Below are 24,163 nucleotides of genomic sequence, written 5' to 3'. Positions count from 1 at the left end.
TTTTAATTAGCGGGATATTTCAATCTTTATTTTCTTATTCTTAATCTTTTCGTCCTTCAGCAGCTTTACGGTACGTTCAATCAGGTTACGCTTTACAGCAGCATAAGATGAATTATCGAGCACTTCAATCAATCCCAGTTCATCTTTAGCCAGCTCTCCTTTTTTAAGTAATAACCCTACAATATCTACCTTGTTTACCTTGTCTTTTTTACCTGCGGCAATATAAAGCGTTGCCCAGGGCGATAGCTGCGGTGGTACCGGTTCTGCCGTAAGATCTTCGGTCTCGGGTATTTCTTTTAAGTAAGTTGGCTTTTCGGTAGGCGTAAGCATAAGGTAGGAGGTGCCCTTGGCATTCATACGTGCTGTACGACCGTTGCGGTGTGTAAAGGCTTCTTCGTTATGTGGCAGCTGGTAATGTACAATGTGTTCAATTTCAGGTATATCCAAGCCACGTGAAGCCAGGTCGGTTGTGATTAAGATTTTATGGCTGCTGTTTCTAAATTTGATTAAAGCACGTTCCCTATCGTCTTGCTCCATACCGCCATGAAAAATGCCATGCGGTATGCCCATATCCCAAAGCACATCGCTGATGCGGTCAACAGCATCGCGGTGATTGCAAAATACCAGGGTCGATTCGTTACCTATTTTACAAAGCAGTGCAAACACCGCTTCCAGTTTGTCTTCACTGGCCGCTATCACCGCTTTTTGCTTAATATCGGGTGCCGATGCTATGTTTGTTAAAAAATTAAGCGTAGCAGGGTTTATCATGCCGGTAAAATCCGGAATCTCGTCCATTTTGGTAGCCGAGGTAAGCATGCGCTTTTTAATAGCAGGCAGTTGCTTTATGATGTAAGCCATGTCCTCCTGAAAGCCAAATTCCAGCGCCTTGTCAAACTCATCCAATATAAGGGTGTGAATTGTGCGGGTACTAAAGCTTTCGCGGCGCAGGTGGTGTGCAATGCGGCCCGGTGTGCCAATAAGTACAGCCGGCGGGTGCGATAGGTTATTCAGTTCGGTTTTAACATCATGACCGCCATAGCAGCAGTTTACTTTAAAGCCGGTGCCCATGGTTTTAAAAACCTGTTCAATCTGTAAAGCCAGCTCGCGCGAGGGTACCAAAACTAATGCCTGTACGGTAGTTACATTGGGTTTCAAAGCGCCCAGCATGGGCAGCAAAAAACCCAGTGTTTTGCCCGAGCCGGTTGGCGAAAGCAAAATAACGTCACTTTTCTTAGCGGCGGCAATGGCTGCTTCCTGCATTGGGTTAAGCGCAGTTATTTTAAGATTTTTAAGGGATTGCTGGATCATGTATGTTATGGATTACCGCAAAGATAAGGTAATTATATGGGAGGGTGATTAGCTGTACATGCATCCTACCAACAACCAGCTGCTTTTCATTCAGGCATAAGGGATAAATATTGTCCAGCGACTTTAACTATCCACCTTAATTTACTATTCTTTACCTGTACTTAAAATAACGTAATCTGCCGGCCGGTCTTTGGCGTAAAAATGGAAAGGTTGTAACCGGGCATTTCCCTATCGGCCAGGTAGCGGTTGCAGGCCAGGCGGTAAAGCTGGTGAATCGAATCGGCTACTTGTCCATCGCCGCTCATGCGTCGGCCAAACTCGCTATCGTTCAGGTTGCCGTCATGGCATTCGCGTATTAGGTTTAGTACCTTCTCGGCCCTGTCGGGGAAAGTTTTGTGAATCCAGTCGGTAAACAGCTCGGCAATGCTACCGTTAAGGCGTACCATGGTAAAGCCAGCGGCCACTGCACCGCGGTTAGCCGCTGCTTTAATAATGGCGGGTACCTCGTTGCTATTCAGGCCAGGGATGATAGGCGCTGTCATTACTCGTACTGGTACACCTTTGGCAGCCAGCTTTTCAATCACATTTAAACGGCCAATAGAGGTTACGGTACGCGGCTCCAGCTTTTGGCGCAGTTGTTCATCCAGTGATGTAATGGATACATTGACGTGGATGAGGTTCAGTTTGGCCAACTCGGTAATAATATCCATGTCACGCAAAATGAGATTGTTTTTGGTGATGATGCTTACCGGGTGGCGGTATTGCAAAAATATTTGCAGCAGGCGACGGGTAATCTCCAGGTCGCGCTCAATAGGCTGATAGCAATCGGTATTGCCTGATAGTACGATGGGTGTAGGCTCATAACGGCGTTTGTTAAAATAGGCTTCCAGCAGTTCTGGCGCGTTACGCTTAACAATTATCTTGCGCTCAAAATCCAACCCGGCGCTAAAGCCATAGTACTCGTGGCTGTTGCGGGCGTAGCAGTAAATGCATCCATGCTCGCACCCCTGGTAGGGGTTAATGGAATGCATGTGGCTTAAATCGGGACTGTTAGACTTGCTGACGATCTTGCGGGGCGTTTCTTCAAAAATTTGAGTTTTGCTGTGTTGCAGTAATGGCTCGTCGAGTGCTTCGATATGTTGAGCTACATACTTGTTTTTCAGGAACTTGTTATGCGTGTTAACCTGTGCCCCCCGCCCCTTAAAAAAATCCTGATTCGCCTCAAATGCCATACAACAAATTTGCTAAATTAATTAGTAAACTTGCAAGGCCAAAAGCTAATTATTTTATAAAGGAAGTTGTTAAGCTACTTCAACCACTTCCACCTCAGCAACCGGACTAAATAAGTATACCCGCTTAGTACTTACCTCCACACATTTGAAACGCTTGCGCAACTGTTCCTCTTTACGAAAAACACGACCGTCTTTCAATTTAAACACAGCTTTCAACGGCAGTTTTTCAACCGTGGTTGCCGATGAATGTGCCGCGTCGTATTTGCGCAAAGCACGGTATAAATTCAAGTCAGAACAGCTGGATGCGGCCGGGTTATTCAAGTAAGCGGTAATGGCAATCTGTATATCAGCGGGGAAAACCCGCTGCTCAAAAAAAGGCTGCATCATTTTTTTGAAGTTAGCCTTCCATTCAGCACCATGAGGTTTAATAAGATGTTTATGTTGGTTCCAGGTATACAGGTGAGCAAACTCGTGTACGGTAGTCACCAAAAATGCATACGGGTTTAAGTTATGGTTTACTGAGATGCGGTGACCTTTTTTCTGAAACGGCGGACGATAATCACCAAACTTGCTATTACGGCTGCGCGAAATTTTAAATTCGCACTTAAAATAATCAATCCACTTCGCCAATAAAGGCGCAGCGCCGTCAGGAACGTATTTCTCTAAAACTTTAACTTTATCCAACTCAGATACTCCTGATCAAATATAAGAATGAAAGTGCCTATTTCAGTAATGTATAGGTAATGAAACTAGCTGTATAAGCCAGCGCCGTCATGTACACAAATTGTACTGCGGGCCAGCGCCAGTCTTTGGTTTCGCGGTAAACTACGGCTACCGTGCTGGCGCACTGCATGGCAAAGGCGTAAAACATCATGAGCGAAAAGGCCACAGCCAAAGTAAACGTAGGCTTACCGGTTTCGGCATTGCGGGCGTTATGCATTTTGGCTTTTACCGATTGAATTTCATCGGCGTTATCCACACTGTAAATGGTGGCCATAGTACCCACAAAAACTTCGCGGGCAGCAAACGAGGTAATGATCGCAATGCCTATCTTCCAGTCGAAACCAAGCGGTTTAATAACCGGCTCAATAACCCGGCCCAGGTGACCGGCGTATGAGCTTTCCAGCTTTTCGGATGCAATGGCATGGTCAACCTCGCTGGGTTTCATTTTCTGGCCGTATTGCGGTTCCTTATATTTCTTTTCAATCTGCTCAAAACTATTACCAGGGCCGTACGAAGCCAGCACCCACAGGATGATAGAAACGGCAATTATTACTTTACCGGCTTCCAGCACAAAGGTTTTGGCCCTATCAAACATGGTAAGCAGTACGTTGTTCCAGCGGGGCATGCGGTAAACCGGCAACTCCATAATGAAGTAACCGCGTTCGCGCGCTTTTAGAATATGCTTCATTACCCAGGCTATCACAATGGCCGATACCAGGCTTAACACATACATACCCGTAAGCGCCAGGCCCTGCAGGTTAAATATCCACCAGATATTACGACTAGGCACCACTAAGGCAATAAGCAGCGTGTAAACCGGTAAACGCGCCGAGCAGCTAATGAGCGGCGTTACCATAATGGTAATCATGCGGTCTTTCCAGTTCTCAATGGTGCGCGTACTCATAATAGAGGGCACTGCACAGGCAAAGCCACCTATAAGCGGTACAACCGATTTGCCGTTTAAGCCTACTTTGCGCATCAGCTTATCCATCATAAAGGTAACGCGGGCCATGTAGCCGGTATCTTCCAAAATAGCTATAAAGGCAAATAGGATAGCAATTTGCGGAATAAACACCAGTACGCCACTCAGACCGGCAATTACACCATCGGCCAGTAAATCGGTAAGCGGACCAGCCGGCAGCAGTTGGTGTACGCCGCCCTGCATCCAGATGAAAAGCGTTTCGATCAGCTCCATAGGGTAGGCCGACCACGCAAATATAGCCTGGAATATAAAAAGTAAAATGCCGAAAAATATAAGGAAGCCAAATACCCGGTGAGTTAATACTTTATCAATACGATTACTTGCACTTTCCTCGCGGGCAGCTTCTTTTACCTTTACGGTATCATATAGTAAATCGTTGATGTAATTATACCGGGCAATGGTTTCGGTAGCCTGGGCCTTTTGCGAGTGAAAGTTGTGAATTTGTTCCAACTCCTCTATGCGTCCGCTTTCGGTAACCGACAAGAAGCTTAGGTGCTCGTGCTGGTGCGCCAGCTGCAGGGCAAAGTATGGAATGTCTACGTTCAACTCCTCGCCAATGGCTTCCACCAGTTGAGGGGCTATCGCTTTAACATCAATACTGTCTTGCTGTAAGGCAAATGTATTAGCGTAAGAAATAGCTTTTTTTAGTTCATCAATACCCTCGTTACGGCGGGCAGATATAGGAACCACCGGAACGCCAAGCTTGGCCGAAAGGCCGTTTATGTCAATACTAATGCCGTCTTTATTGGCCACGTCCATCATGTTCAGCGCCACAATAACGGGTGTTTTTAAATCGGCAACCTGGGTATATAAAAGTAAATTACGTTTTAGGTTTGATGCATCCAGAATAACCACAATCAGATCGGGTGCCTGATCGTTCACACGATCGGCCAGTACGGAGAAGACAATAGATTCGTCGCGGCTTTTAGGATAGAGGCTGTAAGTGCCCGGAAGATCTATGATTTCGGCACGGCGGCCATCGGGCAAGTTGAGATAGCCGGTTTTTTTATCAACTGTTACACCCGGAAAATTTCCTATTTTTTGGTTAAGTCCGGTTAGTAAATTAAACAGGGTTGATTTACCGGTATTGGGATTTCCTACAAGCGCAACTCTAATCTCAGCCTTCAATGCAATAACTACTGTAAAATAATGGTCGAAGCTTCTTGCTTACGCAAGCTCAACATATAGCCAGACACGTTAACGGCAATAGGATCGCCCAGTGGTGCTACCCGCTCAACAACGATTTCTTCGCCGGGGAGGCAACCCATTTCCATTAATTTTAATGACATTTCAAGGTCTGTGAATTCTTTAATCACGCCTTTTTTACCTATCTGTAATTGCGAAAGCTTCTTCATAAACCGAAGACAAACATAGCGCTTATTTAAATCAAATCCAAATAAGAGAAGTGTTTGATTTCTGTAAAAAAGAGAGCCGTTTACAGCATTATCTCATAATGATCATGCCGCCAGGCGTGTTGCTGTTTGGGGTGCCCACGCGTGATATTTTGTAAGTTAGCCGCAGCGAAAAATATTGTCCGATAGTATTGGTTTGTGTACGCGTGGTTTGCCCCGTATTTGATAAGGAGCGTTGTAAGGCTGCATTTTGATCGAGCAGGTCGAACGCGTTTAAACCTATGGTAAGGTTCTGACCTTTTAGCAAATAACGCTCAATGCCTGCATTGAGCAAATACACTGATGTATTGCTTGTAGATGGTTTGCCCCTATACAGGTTTTGAAACAACTCGGAGAAGATGCGCCAGTTTTTAACCGGTTTTACACTGGCCGAATACCAGTTATTGAAACTAAAGTACTGACGGTCGGCCGCGCTTTGGTAAGAGTTTTTAGCATTGTTGTATGCCGTGTAGGTACGTATGCTAAACTGGTAGTTATCGCGGTCGAAGCTGCTTCCCAAACTCAATCCAGGTGATATGCGCAGTACCGAATTTTTGTTATCGTTTATAAAGTTGATATTGCGGTTAAGGTTGCCATTAAGCCCCAGGTTAAAACGCAGCCCTTTGATTTTTGAAGGTCTGCCTAGGTTGGTACCTAATGATAAATTGTAATTACCATCGGCATTAATAGGGCGCGAAGTGGTTACACCGCCTTCGTCTGTAAAGCTCTCGGTCGAAAAGCCGTTCCAGTAATAATTGTAGCTAGCGTAAAAATTTATATAGTTATTGGTTTTCTGATCGTAAGTATTAAAATTGGTACTCACGGTTACATACCTGGCCAAACGCAAATCGGGGTTGCCTATCCTTTTATAATTGGTGTTGGCCGTGTTTAAAAATGGTTGGAGATCAGTAATAGCCGGCATAAGGGCATCATTACGCATATAAAAGTAAAAGTTCGACCCTGGCTTTGGGCGGTAAGATATATTGGCACTGGGGGCAAGTACCCACTGGTTGCGTTCTATAGGGCTTGTTGCGGTGTTTACCTGTCCTTTTAATCCCAGGTTGGCGGCCTCGGCACTTAGGTTAACCGTTAGCTTATCGGTAGCTTTGTTTAAGCCCACACTTGATGAATAGCGGTAGTTCGTGTTGTTATAGTCGCCGCTGTATTGCGGGTTCAATATATCGTAATTGCCGGTTACTGCATTATAGTTTAAGGTAGCTTGTTCTGCTTCATCATGCCGGTATTGCAAATTCTGACTAACGGTTAAGTTGAGCTTTTGCTTCTTGTTAATTTGCCTGATGTGAGATAGGGTTCCGTTGATCTGGCTGCCATCGGTTGTCTGGCCGGTATACAAGTTGCTTAAACTATCCTGCCTAATACCCGCGTCGTTAAAGCGCGCTAAAAGCGAATTATTGGAGTATTTGTTGCTGTAGGGGCTGTAACTGCCGGTAATATACATGTTGTAAGAGCCGCGGCCATTCGGTATTCTGCGGTTTACGCTGAACTGGCCTGCCAGCACAGGTGTACGTATGGTTTGATCCAGAAACTGATTGCCCAAGTTGCGCGGGTCGGCGGCATAGCTGGTGGTATTATAATTTAAAGTATTGCGGCCCGAGCGGTAACCGTATGACAAGTTGGGCTTTATGCGCATGGTAGTAAGACTATCCATCTTGTACTCTAAGTTCATATTGAGGCGGTAACTGTTATACTTGTTCTCGCCAACACTGCGCTGTGTGGTAAGCAGATTTTGAGCCGGATTTTCGATGGCATCATCCTGCACCAGCGTATTGTTAGACACTACGGTTACAAAGCTGCTGTTAAATTTAATCTCATCTTTCTTACCCCATAGGTCTGAGTAGTTTAACCCACCTGTATGGTTGGTTATTAAACCACCGCTAACACCCGAAAAAACGCCATTTACATTGGCCCGGCCGTTAGCACCAATATTAATAGAAGTGTTCCCATTAGCATCTCTAAATGCATCGAAGGTATTGCCGCCTGTAAAGGCATTCAGGTCTTCCATCGAAAAACCCGACTCGTTGATGTTATTGCTGAGGAACAACGCTGAAACTTGCTTTTGCTTATCAAAACGGTTGATGTTGAACTGGCCCAAAAAGCGATCGGTGTTACCGCCTGATGCAGATGCGTTACCAAACCAGCCTTTCTTTTTATCTTCTTTCAGGGTTAAGTTCAAAACCTTTTCGCGCTGACCATCGTCAATGCCGGTATTTTTGGTTTTCTCGGTCTTGTCATCAATCACCTGTACTTTGGCTATGGCGTCGGCAGGCAGGTTTTTGATAGCCGCCTTAGGATCATTGCCGAAGAACTCTTTACCATCCACATAAACTTTGCTTACCTGCTGGCCCTGGGCGGTTACTTTACCATCTCTATCCACCTCAACGCCGGGCAATTTTTTTAAAAGCTGCTCCACATTATCATTAGGCTGAGTTTTGTAAGAGCCGGCATTAAACTCAACGGTATCTTTTTTAACGCGTACAGGTGCCTGTTGTCCTTCAACCACAATAGCGCTTAGCGATTTAACATCAGGCTCCATGATTAATTTTCCTAAGTCTATGGTCATTTTGCCCGTACTTAAGCTAAAGGGTGTAACCTTAGCTGCTAACCCTAGCTGCTTTGCCACCAGTTTATAGTTACCAGGTGCAAGGCCAGTGATGGTTATACGGCCATTTTGATCTGCGTTAGCATTGGTTACAGTTGCAGAGTCGGCGGCCTTCACAACCGCCACCATGGCAAATTCTACAGGCTCGTTGCTTTTTGAGTTAACCAAGTGCGCTTTAACACTACCGCCACTTTGTGCAAAAGTAGGGTGGTGAATAAAGGTAAGTACAATAAAGGTTAAGAGAAGGAGTAAAGCTCTTTTCATGCGTCTTGTGATAAGTTAGATGATTGCCGGCCATAATATTTGCCGGTCAATTTCTTATCACAAGACGCAGCACAACACTAAACGTTGCGCAGTGCCGGATAATTTTTTACTGTGCTCCCAAAGTGTGGGCAGTTACAATCCTTTTTAAATATGCCGCAAGAAGAAAGGGCAATACAAATAATAAATGCAGCTGTTAATTTAATTCTTTTCATCACGTATCGCTGTTACTGTTATTAAACCGCTAAAAGTAGCCATGCCGGCGCCTACAGTATCAGCAAATAAATCTCCCCATTCGGCACCGCGCCACGGGAAAAAGTACTTTTGGATAACCTCTATCGCAGCGCCATAAGCCACGGCTATGATGAACACTTTTACGGCGGTAGCCAAAGTAAGGTTACCACGCTGTTTAATAATGCCATAACCGGCCAATGCAGTAAACATAAAAAAGAAGCCGCAATGCACCAGCTTATCAAACCCGGCAAAAAACAGCGGCGAATGACCGGCTTTGCCCATTTTGATGTTGCACATCACTAAAACAAATAAAGCCCACCATAAGGTGAGCTTTTGATATTTTAACAAGTTTTGCATTACGCGCCTACTAACGATTGATAATCCTCGGCCGATAATAAGCCTTCAACTGCTGACGGATCACTTAATTTGATCTTTACCATCCAGCCGTCGCCATAAGGGTCAGTGTTTACCAGTTCGGGCTGGCTGTCAAGCAAGGCGTTAACCTCTAAAACGCTTGCAGCAACCGGCATAAACAAGTCTGAAACGGTTTTAACAGCCTCAACAGTGCCAAAAACTTCTTCTTTACTTACTTCCTGACCTACAGTGTTAATGTCAATGTAAACAATGTCGCCCAGTTCGCGCTGTGCAAACTCGGTGATGCCTATGTAAGCTTCATCGCCTTCTACTCTGATCCACTCGTGGTCTTTGGTATATTTTAATTCTGCCGGAAAATTCATATCATTTTGTGTTGGGTGCCCAAAAATAACAAAACCTTTAAGTTTACCATAATAATACTATACACAAATGTATTTAACCAATGATAAAAACCTGTACGCTATTAATTTGTTAATACCTCACACAACTATAAAAATGAAGCTACCTATGAAAAAGATTTTTTCGATGTTGATGCTGGCGGCAGCTGCCCTGGCATTCCAATCATGCGGCGGTAACGCTGCTAATGACAGTAAGGCAAATGCCGACAGTGCAAACGAAACCAAGGATACCTCAACTCATGCAGTTGAAACCGGCGGTATTGCTGTTGTAACCGATGACGCACAGTTTGCCGTTGAAGCTGCTAACGGCGGCATGGCCGAGGTAGAACTGGCCAAATTAGCTCAAACCAAAGCTACTAACGCTAAGGTAAAAGAGTATGCTGAAATGATGATCAAAGATCACTCAAAAGCAAATACCGAGTTAATGGATCTTGCCAAAACTAAAAATATCACGCTGCCTACTACTGTAGGTGCCGATCAGCAAACCGTTATGGCTGATTTACAAAAAAAATCAGGTGCTGATTTTGACAAAGCTTATGTTGACGCTATGGTAAAAGATCATGACAAAGACGTTTCTTTATTCGAAAAAGCATCAACCGATGCCAAAGACCCGGAATTGAAATCTTTTGCTGTTAAAACTTTGCCAGTGCTTAAAATGCACCAGCAACACATCAAAGTTATACAAGATGGTATGAAATAGTCGGCAGTAAAAAAGCTGATACAAAAAGGGTTTGCCGCAAACGGCAAGCCCTTTTTTATGCGCTGTAGTTTGATACACGACCTAAAAACAATATTTTTAGGGAATAAGATCAATCCTTAACTCCACAGTATGAAAAAAGCTTACCTGCTGTACCTATTATTCTTCATGTCCTTGTTGCCTGCCTTTGCCCAAAAGGCTGACGGCATTGATGCCAAAACGCAAGGCTTCACTAAACAAGCCGGTTATTTTAATACTTATTGGGATGATAAAACTGGCCGCCTGCTTTTAGAAATCGACAAACTGGGTCAGGAGTTTTTATATGTAGAATCCATGCCAGCTGGCGTTGGCTCCAATGACTTAGGGCTGGATCGCGGTCAGTTAGGCGATACTAAGATTGTGAAATTTATAAGGAGCGGCCCCAAGGTGCTGCTCATACAGCCTAATTATGATTACCGTGCGGTGAGCAATAATGCTGATGAGCGCCGATCGGTTGAGGAGGCTTTTGCACAATCGGTAATATGGGGATTTAAAGTTGAGGCGGCAGAGGGCGATAAAATCCTCATTGATATGACGCCGTTTTTGTTGAGGGACAGCCACCAGTTATCCTTGAGCCTGGCACGCGCTAACCAGGGCACTTACCGTGCCGACGACACCCGTTCGGCCATATACATGGCCAATACTAAAAGCTTTCCGTACAATACCGAAATGGAGGCTACCGTTACGCTGGCCGGCAATGGCAGCGGCGGCGAAATTCGTTCAGTTACGCCCGATGCCAATTTTGTGACCGTGCGCATGCATCACTCATTTATCCGGTTACCCGATAATGAGTACAAACCACGGGCTTTCGATCCGCGGTCGGGCTTTTTTAGTACCGATTATATGGACTTTGCCACGCCGATAGAACAGCCTATTGTTAAACGGCTAATTAACCGGCACCGTTTAGAAAAGAAAAACCCGGGTTCGGCCATTAGCGAAGCCGTGAAGCCTATTATATATTACGTTGACCGCGGCGCACCCGAAATTGTACGCAATGCACTCATTGAAGGAGCCAGATGGTGGAACCAAGCTTTCGAAGCAGCAGGCTACAAAAATGCGTTCCAGGTAAAACTGCTGCCTGAAGATGTTGACCCAATGGATATTCGATATAATATTATCCAATGGGTACACCGTTCTACCAGGGGATGGTCATACGGCTCCTCTGTAACCGACCCGCGTACCGGTGAGATCATCAAAGGTCAGGTATCGCTTGGCTCACTGCGCGACCGGCAAGATTTTTTGATTGCCGAAGGTTTGGTTCAGCCTTATGAAGATGGCAAGCCGGTGAGCGACAAAATGATAAAACTGGCCGTTGCCCGTTTAAAACAACTGGCAGCGCATGAGGTGGGGCACACGCTGGGTTTATACCACAACTATGTAGCCAGTACTAACAAGCGGGCTTCGGTAATGGATTACCCGCCGCCAACTGTTACGTTAAAGGCTGATGGTACCATTGACCTGAGCGATGCTTACACCGCCGAAATTGGTAGCTGGGACAAGCGTGCTATTATTTATGGCTATTCAGACGTTTCACAAAACGGCGATGAAGGTAAGGCACTCAAAAACATCATTACCGAAACCCTAAAGCAAGGCGAGGTGTTTATTGCCGATGCCGATTCGCGCCCAACGGGTAGTGCACACCCCAAGGCTCACCTGTGGGACAGCGGCACAAATGCGGCCGATGAGCTAAACCGCCTGATGGCTTTGCGTAAGCAGGTGATCAATACCTTTTCCGAGAAGTCCATTCGGCAGGATGCACCTATGGCTACCATTGAGGAAGTACTGGTGCCTATGTACCTCATTCATCGTTACCAAATTGAGGCGGCCTCCAAAGTTGTGGGTGGTTTATATTACACCTACGCTATAAAAGGGGATGGCCAAACTGTAACCCGCATGGTGCCTGCTGCTGAGCAATGGAAAGCGTTTGATGCCTTAATGAGCACCATTACGCCTGATGCGCTGGCTCTGCCCGAAGCCCTGATTGCTAAGATACCGCCCCGCCCGGTAGGCTACCTACGCACCCGCGAGTTGTTTAAATCGCGCACCGGCTTAACATTTGATCCCATAGGCGCTGCCGAATCTGCCGCCGGAACCACACTGTCGTTCATATTACAGCCGCAGCGTGCCGCACGTTTGGTAGAATACCAATCGCGCGATAATACACAGCCGGGACTAGTCGCCGTACTGGACAAGCTGATAGCACAAACCTGGAAAGCGCCGCAAATGGCAGGTTACAAAGGGGAACTACAGCGCATGGTGAATAACCAAGCGCTCAAACAATTGCTAACGCTGGCAGCCACCACACAAGCGCCAGAAAACGTGCGTAGCATTACTATGCTCAAAATTGATGAGCTTAAGAAATGGATGCAAACCGCGCAAAGCGCCGCTGGTACCATGCAAAAAGCTAACTTGCTTTATGGCTTATCGCAAATTAAGCAGTTTGAGGACACACCAGACAAGTTTCAGCCTGCTCCGGGTTTAATGATGCCTGACGGCTCACCAATTGGTATGGGCGATGAGATGGAATGCCCGGTTAAGTAAGCTTTCGGTTAATCATTAAAAGCTGGAGCCAACATAGTTTAGAAAGCCGTTATGGGAAGGTAGAAATTGTAAAATTTATCTTTTTATGAGGCTGCTAACCGGATAAGATTTATACTTGTAACATGTCATCACCTATTGTAACCGGTATATTGTCTTTCGGCATGTCGGGCCGTATTTTTCATGCGCCTTTTGTGCATGCGCATCCCGGCTTTCAGTTTAAAGCTGTGCTGGAGCGCAACCAAAAAAACGCAGTGAAGTACTATCCTGATGTGGTTAGTTATGACCGTATAGAGGATATGCTTAATGATGCTGAAATTGATCTTATTGTTGTAAATACGCCAAACCAACTGCATTACGAGCAGGCCAAACAGGTTTTGCAGGCAGGTAAACATGTGCTGATCGAAAAGCCGGTTACTGCAAACCTAACACAGTTGCTAGAGCTTTACGACCTGGCCAAAGCGCAAAACAAGCATTTGTTTGTTTACCAGAACCGCCGCTGGGATAGTGACTTCCAATCGGTAAAAGAGGTGATTGAGAGTGGCCGGTTGGGCAACCTGGTTGAAGCACATTTTAGGTATGACCGTTACAAGCCGGTGCTAAGTCCTAAAGCATTTAAAGAAGCTGCCGGAATGGATTCTAATGGACTGGTATACGACTTAGGTCCGCACCTGCTCGATCAGGTGATCAGTTTATTTGGCAAGCCGCTTACCAGTCATAAAGTTACGGCTTCGCACCGCGAAGGTTCTGCCGTAATAGATTATTTTAATTATCAGCTTACATACCCGCACCAGTTAACCGTGCAGGTAACCTCAAGCCTGCTGGTAGCGCAGCCGCTGCCAGCGTTTGTGCTGCATGGCACAGCAGGCAGCTATATAAAAGACCGCTGCGATGTGCAGGAAGCCCAGTTGGACCAGGAAATTAAACCTACCGATGCAGGCTACGGCGTAGAGCCCGAAGGTTGCGAAGGCCAATTGGTGCTGATGGGTATTAGCAATGAAAAGACCATTGAAAAGATGCCCTCGCATACCGGCAATTATCTAAATTTATTCGAAGCCGTTTATCAAACTATTGTAAACGGTGCATTGTACCCTATAACAGATGAACATATTGCCTGGCAGGTTGAACTGCTGGAGGCATAGCTATAAACTTATATGATGAAGAAATTACTTTTTATACTGAGCCTGGTGGTTATGGCCGGCTGCACACAGGCGCAAAACAAAACGAGTATACAAAACCTGCCCGATTACCACATTGTTACCGCGCCCGATAGCGCTACACGTACCCCTGCTACTTTAAAAAAGAACAAGCCGGTAATGCTTGTCTATTTTTCGCCCGATTGTGGCCACTGCCAGCAATTAATGTATGAGATGAAAGGGCAGATGAAAAGTTTTAAAGACATACAGATTGTAATGGTAAGCGCAGTAGATTACAAGCTGATTAAAGGGTTTTACCGCGACTTTGGCATATCAACCTATCCCAACATTACCGTTGGTACCGAAGGTAACAGCTACAAGGTGCTGCAGTACTACAATGTAAAAATGACGCCTTACATCGCCATTTACAACCACCAGCACAAACTGCTTAAAGCTTATGAAAAGGCCCCTAAGCTTAAGGAACTGGCAGCTATGGTAAAGAAAGCTTAAGACGTAGCAAAGTTTTAAACAACTGCAACAACAGCTCGTGCTTTCAAGTGATAGCGAGAATCTTTTTCGAAGCGGTTAGCTTATCCTTAAGTAAGAAGATCGCTCATTATCGTTTGAAATGACAAGATTTGGATCAACGGAGCCGGTATTTAGCAGCTCCGTTTTTTGTTTTCTCCTAACTGTCTTTTTCAGGACATGAGAGACAGCTTGTCCGAAGCAATAGTTTTTCATTCCAAAGAATTCCCCACTATCGTTCGGGATGATAGTTTTATAAGCTTACTTTGGCGCCAACCCGGCATGATAACCCTCCTAACCCTTTGCCAGGAGGGATGAAAGTGCCTGTAAGATTAATCAAGCTTTAATCATGCAACTCATCACTTAGTAATAAAAAATTTACTTGCTGCTAACCTTGCTTAGCAATAAAGTTACAAGCCTAGTAAGTCGACTAAGTTTAAAAAGCCTGACTTTTGCGGGATGAACTTTTTGGTACTCAAACGACTGTTACTTTTAACACTTTTTATTATAACGATTAAAGCAGGTGCACAAACTGCAGCACCTGCCGGCGGTACAGTTACCGGTAAGCTGGTAGACGCCAATACAAACCAGCCGCTTGATTTTGCCAGCGTAAGTGTAACCCACAAAGGCGATAAAACAACCAAGGGTATACAAACCGATTTAAACGGTAACTTTAAACTGGATGGCCTGAAAGATGGCGTTTACTTGTTTAAGGCCACTTTTGTAGGCTATTTAACTTACGCAAAAGATAGTATCCAGATCAATGCCTCGCGCAAACTGGTGCAACTGGGTAACGTTAAGTTGCGCCCTGCAAAAGGAGTACTAAAAGAAGTGGTGGTAACAGCACAGCGCAGCCAAATTAAGCTAAGCACCGATAAAAAGGTTTTTAGTGTTGATCAAAGCTTGGTAAGTCAGGGTGGTTCCGCTACTGACCTGTTAACCAACGTGCCATCAGTACAGGTGGATGTGGAAGGTAACGTTAACCTGCGCGGCTCCAGCAATGTGCGTGTGCTTATCAATGGTAAACCTTCAGCACTATCAGGCGGTAGCGTGAGCGATATTCTGCAGTCTATACCGGCCAGCGCTATCGAAAACATTGAGGTAATAACCAATCCTTCATCAAAATACGATGCCGAAGGCCAGTCGGGTATTATCAATATTGTTTTAAAACGTAATGCACAGCTGGGTTTCAATGGTTCGGTTGCCGGTACTGTTGGTACACAAAATACCTATAACGGCAGCTTAAACTTATCTTACCAAACATCAAAAGTAAACTTGTTTGGTAACTACAGTTACCGTAAGGCCGACCGTGTAGGCAATGGCTATACCGATCGTATTACTTACCCCGGCACTGCCGATGCTATTTTTCAGAATCAGTTATCCGACCAAAAATTTAGTTTTAACTCGCACAACGTGCGTACGGGTATCGATTTTAACCTGAGTCCTAAAACGGTACTTACCCTGTCTGATAATATTAACGTTCGAGACCGCGACCGTTTCCAGAATGGTGAAACCCGCACTACCACCCGTAACGCACTTACGCAACTTACCCAGCAAAATAACTTCTCGGGCAACTCAGGTGTAAACTTTGATGCCAACGCCGATTTCAGTCACAAATACAAAAAGCAAGGGCAGGAGTTAACGGCCAATTTGGGTTATTCTTCGGAAAAAGAGGATGGCGATGAAAACTTGTCGACCGTTTATAATTACTACCGTAACAACATTACAACTGGCCGCAGCTTTAACCAGAACACCTATACCAACGGCAAGCAGCGTAATTTTAACTTACAGGCCGACTACACCATGCCTTTGGGTAAAGAAAGCAAACTTGAAGCCGGGTACCGCAGCACCTTTAACCGTAATGACAATGATTACCGGGTTGATACATTGATTAACAGAACAGTTAACCAGTATGTGTTTGATAACACCCGCTCCAACCATTTTATATACAATGAGCAGGTACATGCTTTATATGCCAACTACCAGCGCCAGTTTGGTAAGTTTGGTGTGCAGGTAGGCGCCCGCGTGGAGGATGCCCACATACGTACCCGTCTGGTTGATAGTGTGCAGCAGTACAAGCAAGACTACTTAAGGGTGTACCCAAGTGTGTTTTTGAGCGATAAACTGACCGAAAACCAAACGCTGCAACTAAGTTACACCCGTAGGGTTAGCCGTCCGCGCGACAGGCAGTTATCGCCGTTTATTGACCGTAGCGATCCCTTTAACTTTCAGCAGGGTAATCCTAACCTGTTACCTGAGGATACGCATGCGTTTGAGTTAAGCTACATTAACTACTGGAATGCTTTAACGCTTACTTCTTCACTTTACTATCGTTATACCAACAATAACATTCAGCAGGTACGAATACCGTTAGATTCGGCTACTACCTTAACCCGGTTTGAGAATATTAACAGTGCAGCCAATGCAGGTTACGAGTTAATTGCCAAATGGACGTTCTCTCCTAAATTAGACTTAACCGGTAACGTAAACGTTTACTACCGTAACATTAAAGGCGATGAGGCACTTAATGTACGGTCTACCTCGGGTTATGCCTTTAACGGTAACCTTACGGCTAACATTAAGCCCGTTAAAAAGTTAGGGATACAATTGCGTGGAGATTACCAGGGCAAGCAGGTGATAGCACAAGGTTACAGCAAGGCTTTATACGGTTTGGATGGAGGTGTGCGGTATGATGTTACCAAGACCTTGAACATGAGCGTAAACGCCCGCGATATCTTTAATACCCGTAAGTTTGGCTCTATTATTAACAACACCAACACGGCTATACCTTACACTTCTGAGTCGTACCGCAGGTTTGCTACGCGTACCGTGATGTTTACAGTATCCTACCGCTTCGGCAACAGCAGCACCGAGCAAAAACGCCAAAAACAACGCGACCAGGATAACGGCGGTAACGGCAACCCCGATGACCTGGGCGGCGCAGGTGGCGGTGGTCCAAGATAGGGGATTGTATATCTTTCCATGTCATCGCGAACGATACTGACAGATGACATGGAAAGATTTATGAGTTTAGCTATTACTGCTGTTGCTGTTGCTGCTGCAACAGGATGGCTTCTTTATAGCGCTGGTAGCTGTTGGTGGTAAATTCCGGCGCTTCGGCGGCTTTTATAAAATTGTTGGAATCAATTTCGTCGGTCGGTTCGACGCTCGGCTGGTCGCGGTACTCTACGCTTACCTTTACTTCCAGCAAATGGCCCGATGTGCCTTTGTAAACACCTTTTACCGGCGAGCAATCTGAGAAATTACGGCCTACTGCAAGGCGTACGTGGGTTTCATTGGCTACACAATTATTGGTTGGATCAATACCCAGCCAACCGTACTCGGGCAAATAAACTTCGGCCCAGGCATGGGTGGCACCTTCGCCGCGCATGCCGTTATGGTTTGGACAAATATAGCCGCTTACATAACGTGCAGGAATATTTAACAGGCGCAGCATGAGTATAAGTATATGGGCAAAATCCTGGCAAACACCAGCTTTAAGTTTCCATACTTCTTTAAGCGTAGTTTCAACCGTGGTTACCCCGGGCAGGTACTCAAAATTGCGGTACACATAATCACAAAAGCGCAAAGCAGTTTGGTAAGGTGTATCTACGGCTTGTTTTTCTTTATCAATTGCAGCCAAAAGTTCGGGCAGGGCTTCAAAGTACTCGTGCATTAAAAAATCAATGTAAGGCACTATGTTTTGCAGCGAAGCCAGCTTTTGCCATTGCTCCTGCGCCGAAAGCGACTCGGCAGGCAGTTCTTTAGCATGGGTGACTACCAGTACTTCTGAGTTGATAATGAGTTGATTATGCGGCTCCAGGTAAGTGAAGCTGCCCACCTCATTGCCGTAGTAATCTACATGGGTATCAACCACAGGGTTGCCGGTTATTGTCAGGTCATGCTTCAATACTTCCTGGTTTACATCGGTAATAGGGAAGAGGATTACCTGGTTAGCGCTGTCGCGCACTTTGCCATCGTAAGTATACCGGGTTATATGTTGTATTTTAAATTCAGGCATGGGAGTAGAATTAAAAGTTCAAGATCAGGAGTTAGCAAAGTAATGCTCGTTAAGCGATGTGCCAATGGCGTATAAGTCCTGTTTAATCTGTGTCAGAAACTGGTGTAAACCTACCTGGCGAATGCTTTGTGCCGAGCTGTATTGGATGTAGCTTTGTAGTTTGCCTATCTGAAAAGCAATATCGCGGTAATTGCCCAGGTTGCTCTCCTTTTTTAAACGCTCATAATACCGGCTAATGTTATTAACCGAGTAAATAACTGAGCGCGGAAAATCGGTATTGAGAATAATCAACTCCATGACGTTTTGCGCCTCAATGCCGTCGCGGTAGGTTTTTAGGTACAATTCATAACCGCCAATTGATTGCAGCAGGTGTTTCCAATAGGTAATATCTGTAAGCAAGTCGGGGTTAGTATTAACTGAACCAAATTTTATGTCCAGTATATCGATAGCCTGTATACTACGCTCTAAAAACTTACCGATGTTCATAAAACTCCGACCCTGGCCGCGCTCCATTGATACCTCGGCCGTACCGTAATACAGCATAATCTGTTTAATCAAAATATCCAGTACACTGATGGGGTCGTCTTTTTGTAAGCGCTCGTCGAGTGACGGGTCTTTAACGCAGTGATAATATTCGTTAAGGCATTGCCAAAGATCTCGGGTAATGTGTTCCTGTACGCTACGGGCATTTTCCCGCGCCAGGGTAATCATATTCGATATGGAATTGGGATTGTTCTTTCCGTTTACCATATAGCCCAGTACGGCCCTGCTATCATTATTGAGCTGTTTCATCAGTTCAGTATCGGCCCCCGAATAAATACGGATAACCGGTTCCCAGGTAAATTCGCGCACAGCATCCTGCGATGAAGCGTAGTTGATCTTCAGCATCCTCAAAATACCATCGCTCCGCTCTATGTACCGGCTTAACCAATAAAAACTTGCTGCTACTCTACTTAACATATATCGTTATTTCGGATTTCGGATGTTCGCTTCCCATTTATTCGGAAGCAATCTGCCGTCGTCATCGTAGTTAATTATTTAATTATTCTTAAGTTTAACATACTAACCCGCAAGCATGTGCACGGATGTTAAGATCTACACTTACATTCAAATGCAATATCAGGCCAGTACCCAGGTATCCTTACTGCCGCCGCCTTGCGAGCTGTTTACCACTAATGAGCCTTCTTTTAGCGCTACGCGAGTAAGTCCGCCCGGCACAATCTCAATGCCATCGGGGCCACATAAGGCGTAAGGCCTTAAATCAATGCGGCGCGGCTGTAACACCCCTTGTATATAGCACGGCGCTGCCGATAGGCTAATGGTAGGCTGGGCAATAAAATTGCGGGGATCTTTCAGGATTTCTTTTTTATAGTCATCAATTTCCTGCTCACTGGCCGCATGGCCCATTAGCATACCGTAACCACCGCTTTCATTAGTTTTTTTAACCACCATGGTATTAATGTTGGCAAAGGTAAATTCACGTTCGTCGGCGTTGCGCAGCTGGTAAGTAGGTACGTTCTTAAGCAGTGGCTCCTCGTTTAAGTAGTACCTAATCATATCGGGCACATAGCTGTAAATGGCTTTGTCATCAGCTACGCCGTTACCAATAGCGTTCACAATAGCTACGTTACCTTTACGGTAGGCGCTCATTAAACCAGCCACGCCCAGCACACTGGCAGGATTAAATACCAAAGGGTCCAAAAACTCATCATCAACACGGCGGTATATTACATCAACCTGTTGCAGGCCGGTAGTGGTTTTCATGTATACCTTATGGTTACTAACCACCAAGTCGCGACCTTCAACCAGTTCAACGCCCATTAGGCGGGCCAGGGTAGTATGCTCAAAGTAAGCCGAATTATAAATACCCGGGCTCAGCAGCACAATGGTAGGGTTGCTGATTTGCCTTGGCGACAGCGCCATCAGGTTTTTATACAGGATGCTGGGGTATTCAGTTACGCTGCGTACGTTACATTGCGGCAACAGGTCGGGGAAAAGGCGCTTGGTAATTTCGCGGTTCTCCAACATATAGCTCACACCTGATGGGGTACGGAGGTTGTCTTCCAGCACGTAGAATGCGCCGTGCTCATCGCGTATCAGGTCTATACCGGCGATGTGAACGTAAATATCGTAAGGGACATTCAGTTGATACATCTCCCGCAAAAAGTGCGGGCAGGAGTAAATCACATCAATAGGCACAATACCATCTTTAATGATGAATTGATTATGATAAACGTCTTTTAAGAACAAATTAAGCGCTGTTAGCCTTTGCTTAATACCCTTTTCTACCAGTGTCCACTCGGCGGCTGTTATAATACGTGGTATAATATCGAAAGGAAAGATCTTTTCAATGCCTTCACCACTGTTATACACGGTGAACGTTATACCTTGGGTCATGAAAAGCCGACGAGCCAGTTCTTCTTTTTTATTTAAATTGTCAGTCGATTCCTTGGTTAAATAGCTGATTACCCGCTGATAGTGCTCTCGTATAGCCGAATTTTCACTATACATTTCATCCCATACGCCGTTTATGGCGTTATACTCACTAAAATGCGCAGATTTGTACATAGAAATTCAATAAATTTATGGCACTTAAATATAATTTATGCCAGATTGGGTAATTTAGTAACTGTTTTTAAATAAATACTAAATGAAGGGATGTTTTTTTATAAAATATTCACAGCTAAAGCGTAAAAACAGATATTTTTTCAGCACAGCTTTAAGAGAACAATATTAATTGATGCTAGTAAAGAACAAAAAAGGCTTAAGAAATATTTCTTAAGCCTTTTTTGTTAGGTTAAATATTTAATTAACCTTCACTTACATGATGAACTTCTTCTTCTTTAAAGAATTTAGCGTTAAAGAAGTCAAAATTCATGTTAGCGATATTGGTTAATGTGATCTCTTTAGGGCATTCGGCCTCGCAAGCACCTGTATTGGTACAGCTGCCAAAACCTTCAGCATCCATTTGTGCTACCATGCTTTGCACACGACGGTAGCGCTCCGGCTGACCTTGCGGCAATAAAGCCAGCTGGTTAATTTTAGCCGATGTGAACAGCATTGCTGAAGCATTTTTACAAGCCGCTACACAGGCGCCGCACTGGATACAGGTAGCCGAGTTGAAGGCCTCGTCGGCAATTACCTTAGGGATTGGAATTTCGTTAGCATCAGGTACGCCACCGGTATTTACCGATACGTATCCCCCCGCCTGCTGTATGCGGTCAAACGCAGAGCGGTCGGTTGCCAAGTCTTTTACCACCGGGAAAGCAGCTGCTCTCCATGGTTCAATAGTGATGGTTTCGCCATCACTAAAGCTACGCATGTGTAACTGACAGGTGGTAATAGCACGTTTAGGCCCATGCGGACGGCCGTTAATATATAATGAACACATACCGCAAATACCCTCGCGGCAATCGTGGTCAAAATGAATCGGATCTTCTTTAGCATGAATAAGGCTCTCATTCACTACGTCCAGCATCTCCAGAAAAGACATATCCGGAGATATGTTTTCGGCCTTATAAGTCACAAACTTACCAGCAGTTTGTGCATTCTTTTGGCGCCAAACTTTCAGCGTCAAATTCATTGTTCCGTTTGCGTTACTCATGTTTTTTGAGTTTGATATTTTGTATCAAGTAGCCAGTATCAAGTATCAAGATTTTTTAAACCTTTTGTGCCCGATGTCAAGTCTTTATACTTGATACTCGTATGCTATCTTATTTATAGCTTCTTTGTGTTAACTTAACGTTTTCGTATACCAGGTCTTCTTTGTGTAATACTTCGGGCTGGTTATCGCCGGTATATTCCCAGGCGGCAACGTAGGCAAACTCGTCGTCGTTACGTAAAGCTTCGCCTTCTTCTGTTTGCGATTCCACCCGGAAGTGACCACCGCATGATTCGCGACGGCTTAAGGCATCTTCTACCATTAATGCACCTAACTCTATAAAGTCGGCCACGCGGCCAGCTCTTTCCAGTGAAGCATTAATTTCTTCATTTTCGCCTACCACTATAGCATTTTTCCAGAAGTCGTCTTTTAAAGCTTGTATTAAACCACGTGCTTTGGTCAAACCTTCTTCCGTACGGGCCATACCGCAGTATTCCCACATAATGTGGCCCAGCTCACGGTGATATTCCACTAAGGTTTTGTTGCCTTTAAGCGCTAATAATTTTGCGATGTAAGCTTCAACGTCTTTTTTGGTTTGTGCAAAAGCCGGGTGATTGGTATCAACCGCTTTAGGGCCTATGGTAGCCAGGTAATCACCTAAAGTGTACGGGATAACAAAGTAACCGTCTGCTAACCCTTGCATTAGTGCAGATGCACCTAAGCGGTTAGCGCCGTGATCGGAAAAGTTAGCCTCGCCCAGGCAATATAAACCAGGTATGTTAGTGCTCAAGTTATAATCAACCCAAAGGCCACCCATGGTATAGTGTACAGCAGGGTAAATACGCATTGGCTGTTTGTATGGATTTTCATCAGTAATCTGATAATACATGTCAAACAGGTTGCCATATTTAGCACGTACGGTATCTTCGCCTAAACGCTGTATAGCATCGCGGAAATCAAGGAACACGGCAATACCTGAGCCACCTACACCACGGCCATCGTCAACCATTTCTTTAGCGTTACGTGAAGCCACGTCGCGCGGTACAAGGTTACCGAATGATGGGTATTTACGCTCCAGGAAGTAATCGCGGTCGTCTTCCTTAACGTTTTCAATTTTAACTTCACCTTTACGTAGCTTTTCGGCCACTTCCTTGGTTTTAGGTGCCCATACACGCCCATCATTACGCAATGATTCAGACATCAGCGTTAATTTAGACTGGTGGGTGCCTGTTACCGGGATACAGGTAGGGTGAATTTGTGTATAGCAGGGATTAGCAAAGTAAGCACCGCGTTTGTGTGCACGCCATGCTGCCGTTACATTTGAGCCGATAGCATTAGTGGATAGATAGAACACGTTGCTATAACCGCCGGTACACAACAATACTGCATGGCCTGAATGGGTTTCAATAGCGCCGGTTTTTAAGTTACGGGTAACAATACCTTTAGCCTGACCGTCGGCCACAACCACATCAAGCATTTCGGTACGGGTATACATTTTTACCTTGCCTTCATGTATCTGGCGGTTAAGAGCCGAGTAGGCACCTAACAATAATTGCTGTCCGGTTTGGCCGCGGGCATAAAACGTACGCGAAACCTGTGCACCACCAAAAGAACGGTTATCCAGCAAGCCACCGTACTCGCGGGCAAAAGGAACACCTTGTGCAACACACTGGTCAATAATATTTACCGATACCTCGGCCAAACGGTAAACGTTGGCTTCACGGGCGCGGTAATCGCCACCTTTAATAGTATCATAAAACAAACGGTAAACGCTGTCGCCATCGTTACGGTAGTTTTTAGCAGCATTAATACCACCCTGTGCAGCAATAGAGTGTGCACGGCGTGGGCTATCCTGAAAGCAAAAAGCAGTAACGTTATAGCCCAGCTCGGCCAATGAAGCCGCTGCCGAAGCACCTGCCAGGCCTGTACCTACCACAATAATGTTGTATTTACGCTTGTTGGCAGGGTTAACCAGCTTTAAGTTAAATTTATGTTTGCTCCATTTTTCGGCTAATGCGCCTTGTGGAATTTTTGAATCTAAACTCATCGTTCAAATTTATATTTAGATAACAGCGGTTAAGC

18 protein-coding genes are annotated in these 24,163 nt (G+C 45.1%); 5 read left to right on the top strand and 13 right to left on the bottom strand.

Annotation, left to right across the window (positions count from 1 at the left end):
- Positions 1-6: 6 nt before the first annotated feature.
- The 8 genes from ABDD94_RS19225 to gcvH all read right to left on the bottom strand — a co-directional run bounded on the left by ABDD94_RS19225 (position 7) and on the right by gcvH (position 9,488).
- Positions 7-1,308 (bottom strand): DEAD/DEAH box helicase, encoded by a 1,302-nt coding sequence (locus ABDD94_RS19225; protein ID WP_345953590.1) that lies wholly within the window; start codon positions 1,306-1,308, stop codon positions 7-9.
- Positions 1,309-1,469: 161 nt separating this feature from the next.
- Positions 1,470-2,540 carry a PA0069 family radical SAM protein gene (locus ABDD94_RS19220; protein WP_345953589.1) on the bottom strand — a complete coding sequence of 357 codons (1,071 nt, stop codon included), beginning with the start codon at positions 2,538-2,540 and terminating at the stop codon, positions 1,470-1,472.
- A gap of 69 nt (positions 2,541-2,609) precedes the next feature.
- The gene (locus ABDD94_RS19215; RefSeq protein WP_345953588.1) at positions 2,610-3,224 is read right to left on the bottom strand and encodes a SprT-like domain-containing protein; all 615 of its coding nucleotides are present in this window, start codon (positions 3,222-3,224) and stop codon (positions 2,610-2,612) included.
- 37 nt (positions 3,225-3,261) lie between these two features.
- A complete protein-coding gene (gene feoB, locus ABDD94_RS19210; protein WP_345953587.1) occupies positions 3,262-5,373 on the bottom strand; it encodes a ferrous iron transport protein B in 2,112 nt (703 codons plus the stop codon).
- Positions 5,374-5,381: 8 nt separating this feature from the next.
- Positions 5,382-5,600: a FeoA family protein gene (locus tag ABDD94_RS19205; protein ID WP_345953586.1), complete on the bottom strand. Its 219-nt coding sequence runs from the start codon at positions 5,598-5,600 to the stop codon at positions 5,382-5,384.
- Between the two features lie 88 nt (positions 5,601-5,688).
- Positions 5,689-8,520 (bottom strand): outer membrane beta-barrel protein, encoded by a 2,832-nt coding sequence (locus ABDD94_RS19200; protein ID WP_345953585.1) that lies wholly within the window; start codon positions 8,518-8,520, stop codon positions 5,689-5,691.
- Between the two features lie 198 nt (positions 8,521-8,718).
- Positions 8,719-9,108, bottom strand: coding sequence for a VanZ family protein (locus ABDD94_RS19195; RefSeq protein ID WP_345953584.1), 390 nt, complete (start codon positions 9,106-9,108; stop codon positions 8,719-8,721).
- Positions 9,108-9,488 carry a glycine cleavage system protein GcvH gene (gcvH, locus tag ABDD94_RS19190; RefSeq protein ID WP_345950480.1) on the bottom strand — a complete coding sequence of 127 codons (381 nt, stop codon included), beginning with the start codon at positions 9,486-9,488 and terminating at the stop codon, positions 9,108-9,110. Before gcvH ends, ABDD94_RS19195 begins: the two co-directional genes overlap by 1 nt.
- A 145-nt stretch (positions 9,489-9,633) precedes the next feature.
- Here gcvH and ABDD94_RS19185 point away from each other — a divergent pair, with 145 nt between their 5' ends.
- The 5 genes from ABDD94_RS19185 to ABDD94_RS19165 all read left to right on the top strand — a co-directional run bounded on the left by ABDD94_RS19185 (position 9,634) and on the right by ABDD94_RS19165 (position 17,423).
- Positions 9,634-10,224: a DUF4142 domain-containing protein gene (locus ABDD94_RS19185; protein ID WP_345953583.1), complete on the top strand. Its 591-nt coding sequence runs from the start codon at positions 9,634-9,636 to the stop codon at positions 10,222-10,224.
- A gap of 129 nt (positions 10,225-10,353) precedes the next feature.
- Positions 10,354-12,801, top strand: a complete 2,448-nt coding sequence (locus tag ABDD94_RS19180) for a zinc-dependent metalloprotease (protein ID WP_345953582.1) — start codon at positions 10,354-10,356, stop codon at positions 12,799-12,801.
- Between the two features lie 122 nt (positions 12,802-12,923).
- Positions 12,924-13,940, top strand: a complete 1,017-nt coding sequence (locus ABDD94_RS19175) for a Gfo/Idh/MocA family oxidoreductase (protein ID WP_345953581.1) — start codon at positions 12,924-12,926, stop codon at positions 13,938-13,940.
- A gap of 12 nt (positions 13,941-13,952) precedes the next feature.
- A complete protein-coding gene (locus ABDD94_RS19170; RefSeq protein WP_345953580.1) occupies positions 13,953-14,444 on the top strand; it encodes a thioredoxin domain-containing protein in 492 nt (163 codons plus the stop codon).
- Positions 14,445-14,918: 474 nt separating this feature from the next.
- Entirely contained in the window at positions 14,919-17,423 is a 2,505-nt protein-coding gene (locus tag ABDD94_RS19165; protein ID WP_345953579.1) for a TonB-dependent receptor, read from the top strand.
- A 73-nt stretch (positions 17,424-17,496) separates the two neighbouring features.
- On the opposite strand, the gene ABDD94_RS19160 is transcribed toward ABDD94_RS19165, so the two are convergent.
- The 5 genes from ABDD94_RS19160 to ABDD94_RS19140 form a co-directional block, all read right to left on the bottom strand.
- Positions 17,497-18,480 (bottom strand): transglutaminase family protein, encoded by a 984-nt coding sequence (locus ABDD94_RS19160; protein ID WP_345953578.1) that lies wholly within the window; start codon positions 18,478-18,480, stop codon positions 17,497-17,499.
- 24 nt (positions 18,481-18,504) lie between these two features.
- Complete coding sequence (locus ABDD94_RS19155; RefSeq protein ID WP_345953577.1) at positions 18,505-19,440, bottom strand: alpha-E domain-containing protein; 936 nt, start codon at positions 19,438-19,440, stop codon at positions 18,505-18,507.
- 159 nt (positions 19,441-19,599) lie between these two features.
- Entirely contained in the window at positions 19,600-21,048 is a 1,449-nt protein-coding gene (locus ABDD94_RS19150) for a circularly permuted type 2 ATP-grasp protein (RefSeq protein WP_345953576.1), read from the bottom strand.
- 241 nt (positions 21,049-21,289) lie between these two features.
- Positions 21,290-22,063: a succinate dehydrogenase/fumarate reductase iron-sulfur subunit gene (locus ABDD94_RS19145; RefSeq protein WP_345952090.1), complete on the bottom strand. Its 774-nt coding sequence runs from the start codon at positions 22,061-22,063 to the stop codon at positions 21,290-21,292.
- A gap of 130 nt (positions 22,064-22,193) precedes the next feature.
- Complete coding sequence (locus ABDD94_RS19140) at positions 22,194-24,128, bottom strand: fumarate reductase/succinate dehydrogenase flavoprotein subunit (protein ID WP_345953575.1); 1,935 nt, start codon at positions 24,126-24,128, stop codon at positions 22,194-22,196.
- Positions 24,129-24,163 lie beyond the last annotated feature (35 nt).

Origin of the sequence: Mucilaginibacter sp. PAMB04168 (genome assembly GCF_039634365.2) — a bacterium.
GTDB lineage: Bacteria > Bacteroidota > Bacteroidia > Sphingobacteriales > Sphingobacteriaceae > Mucilaginibacter.
Note: the sequence above shows the minus strand (reverse complement) of the source record. Positions and strands in the feature narration are given on the sequence as shown.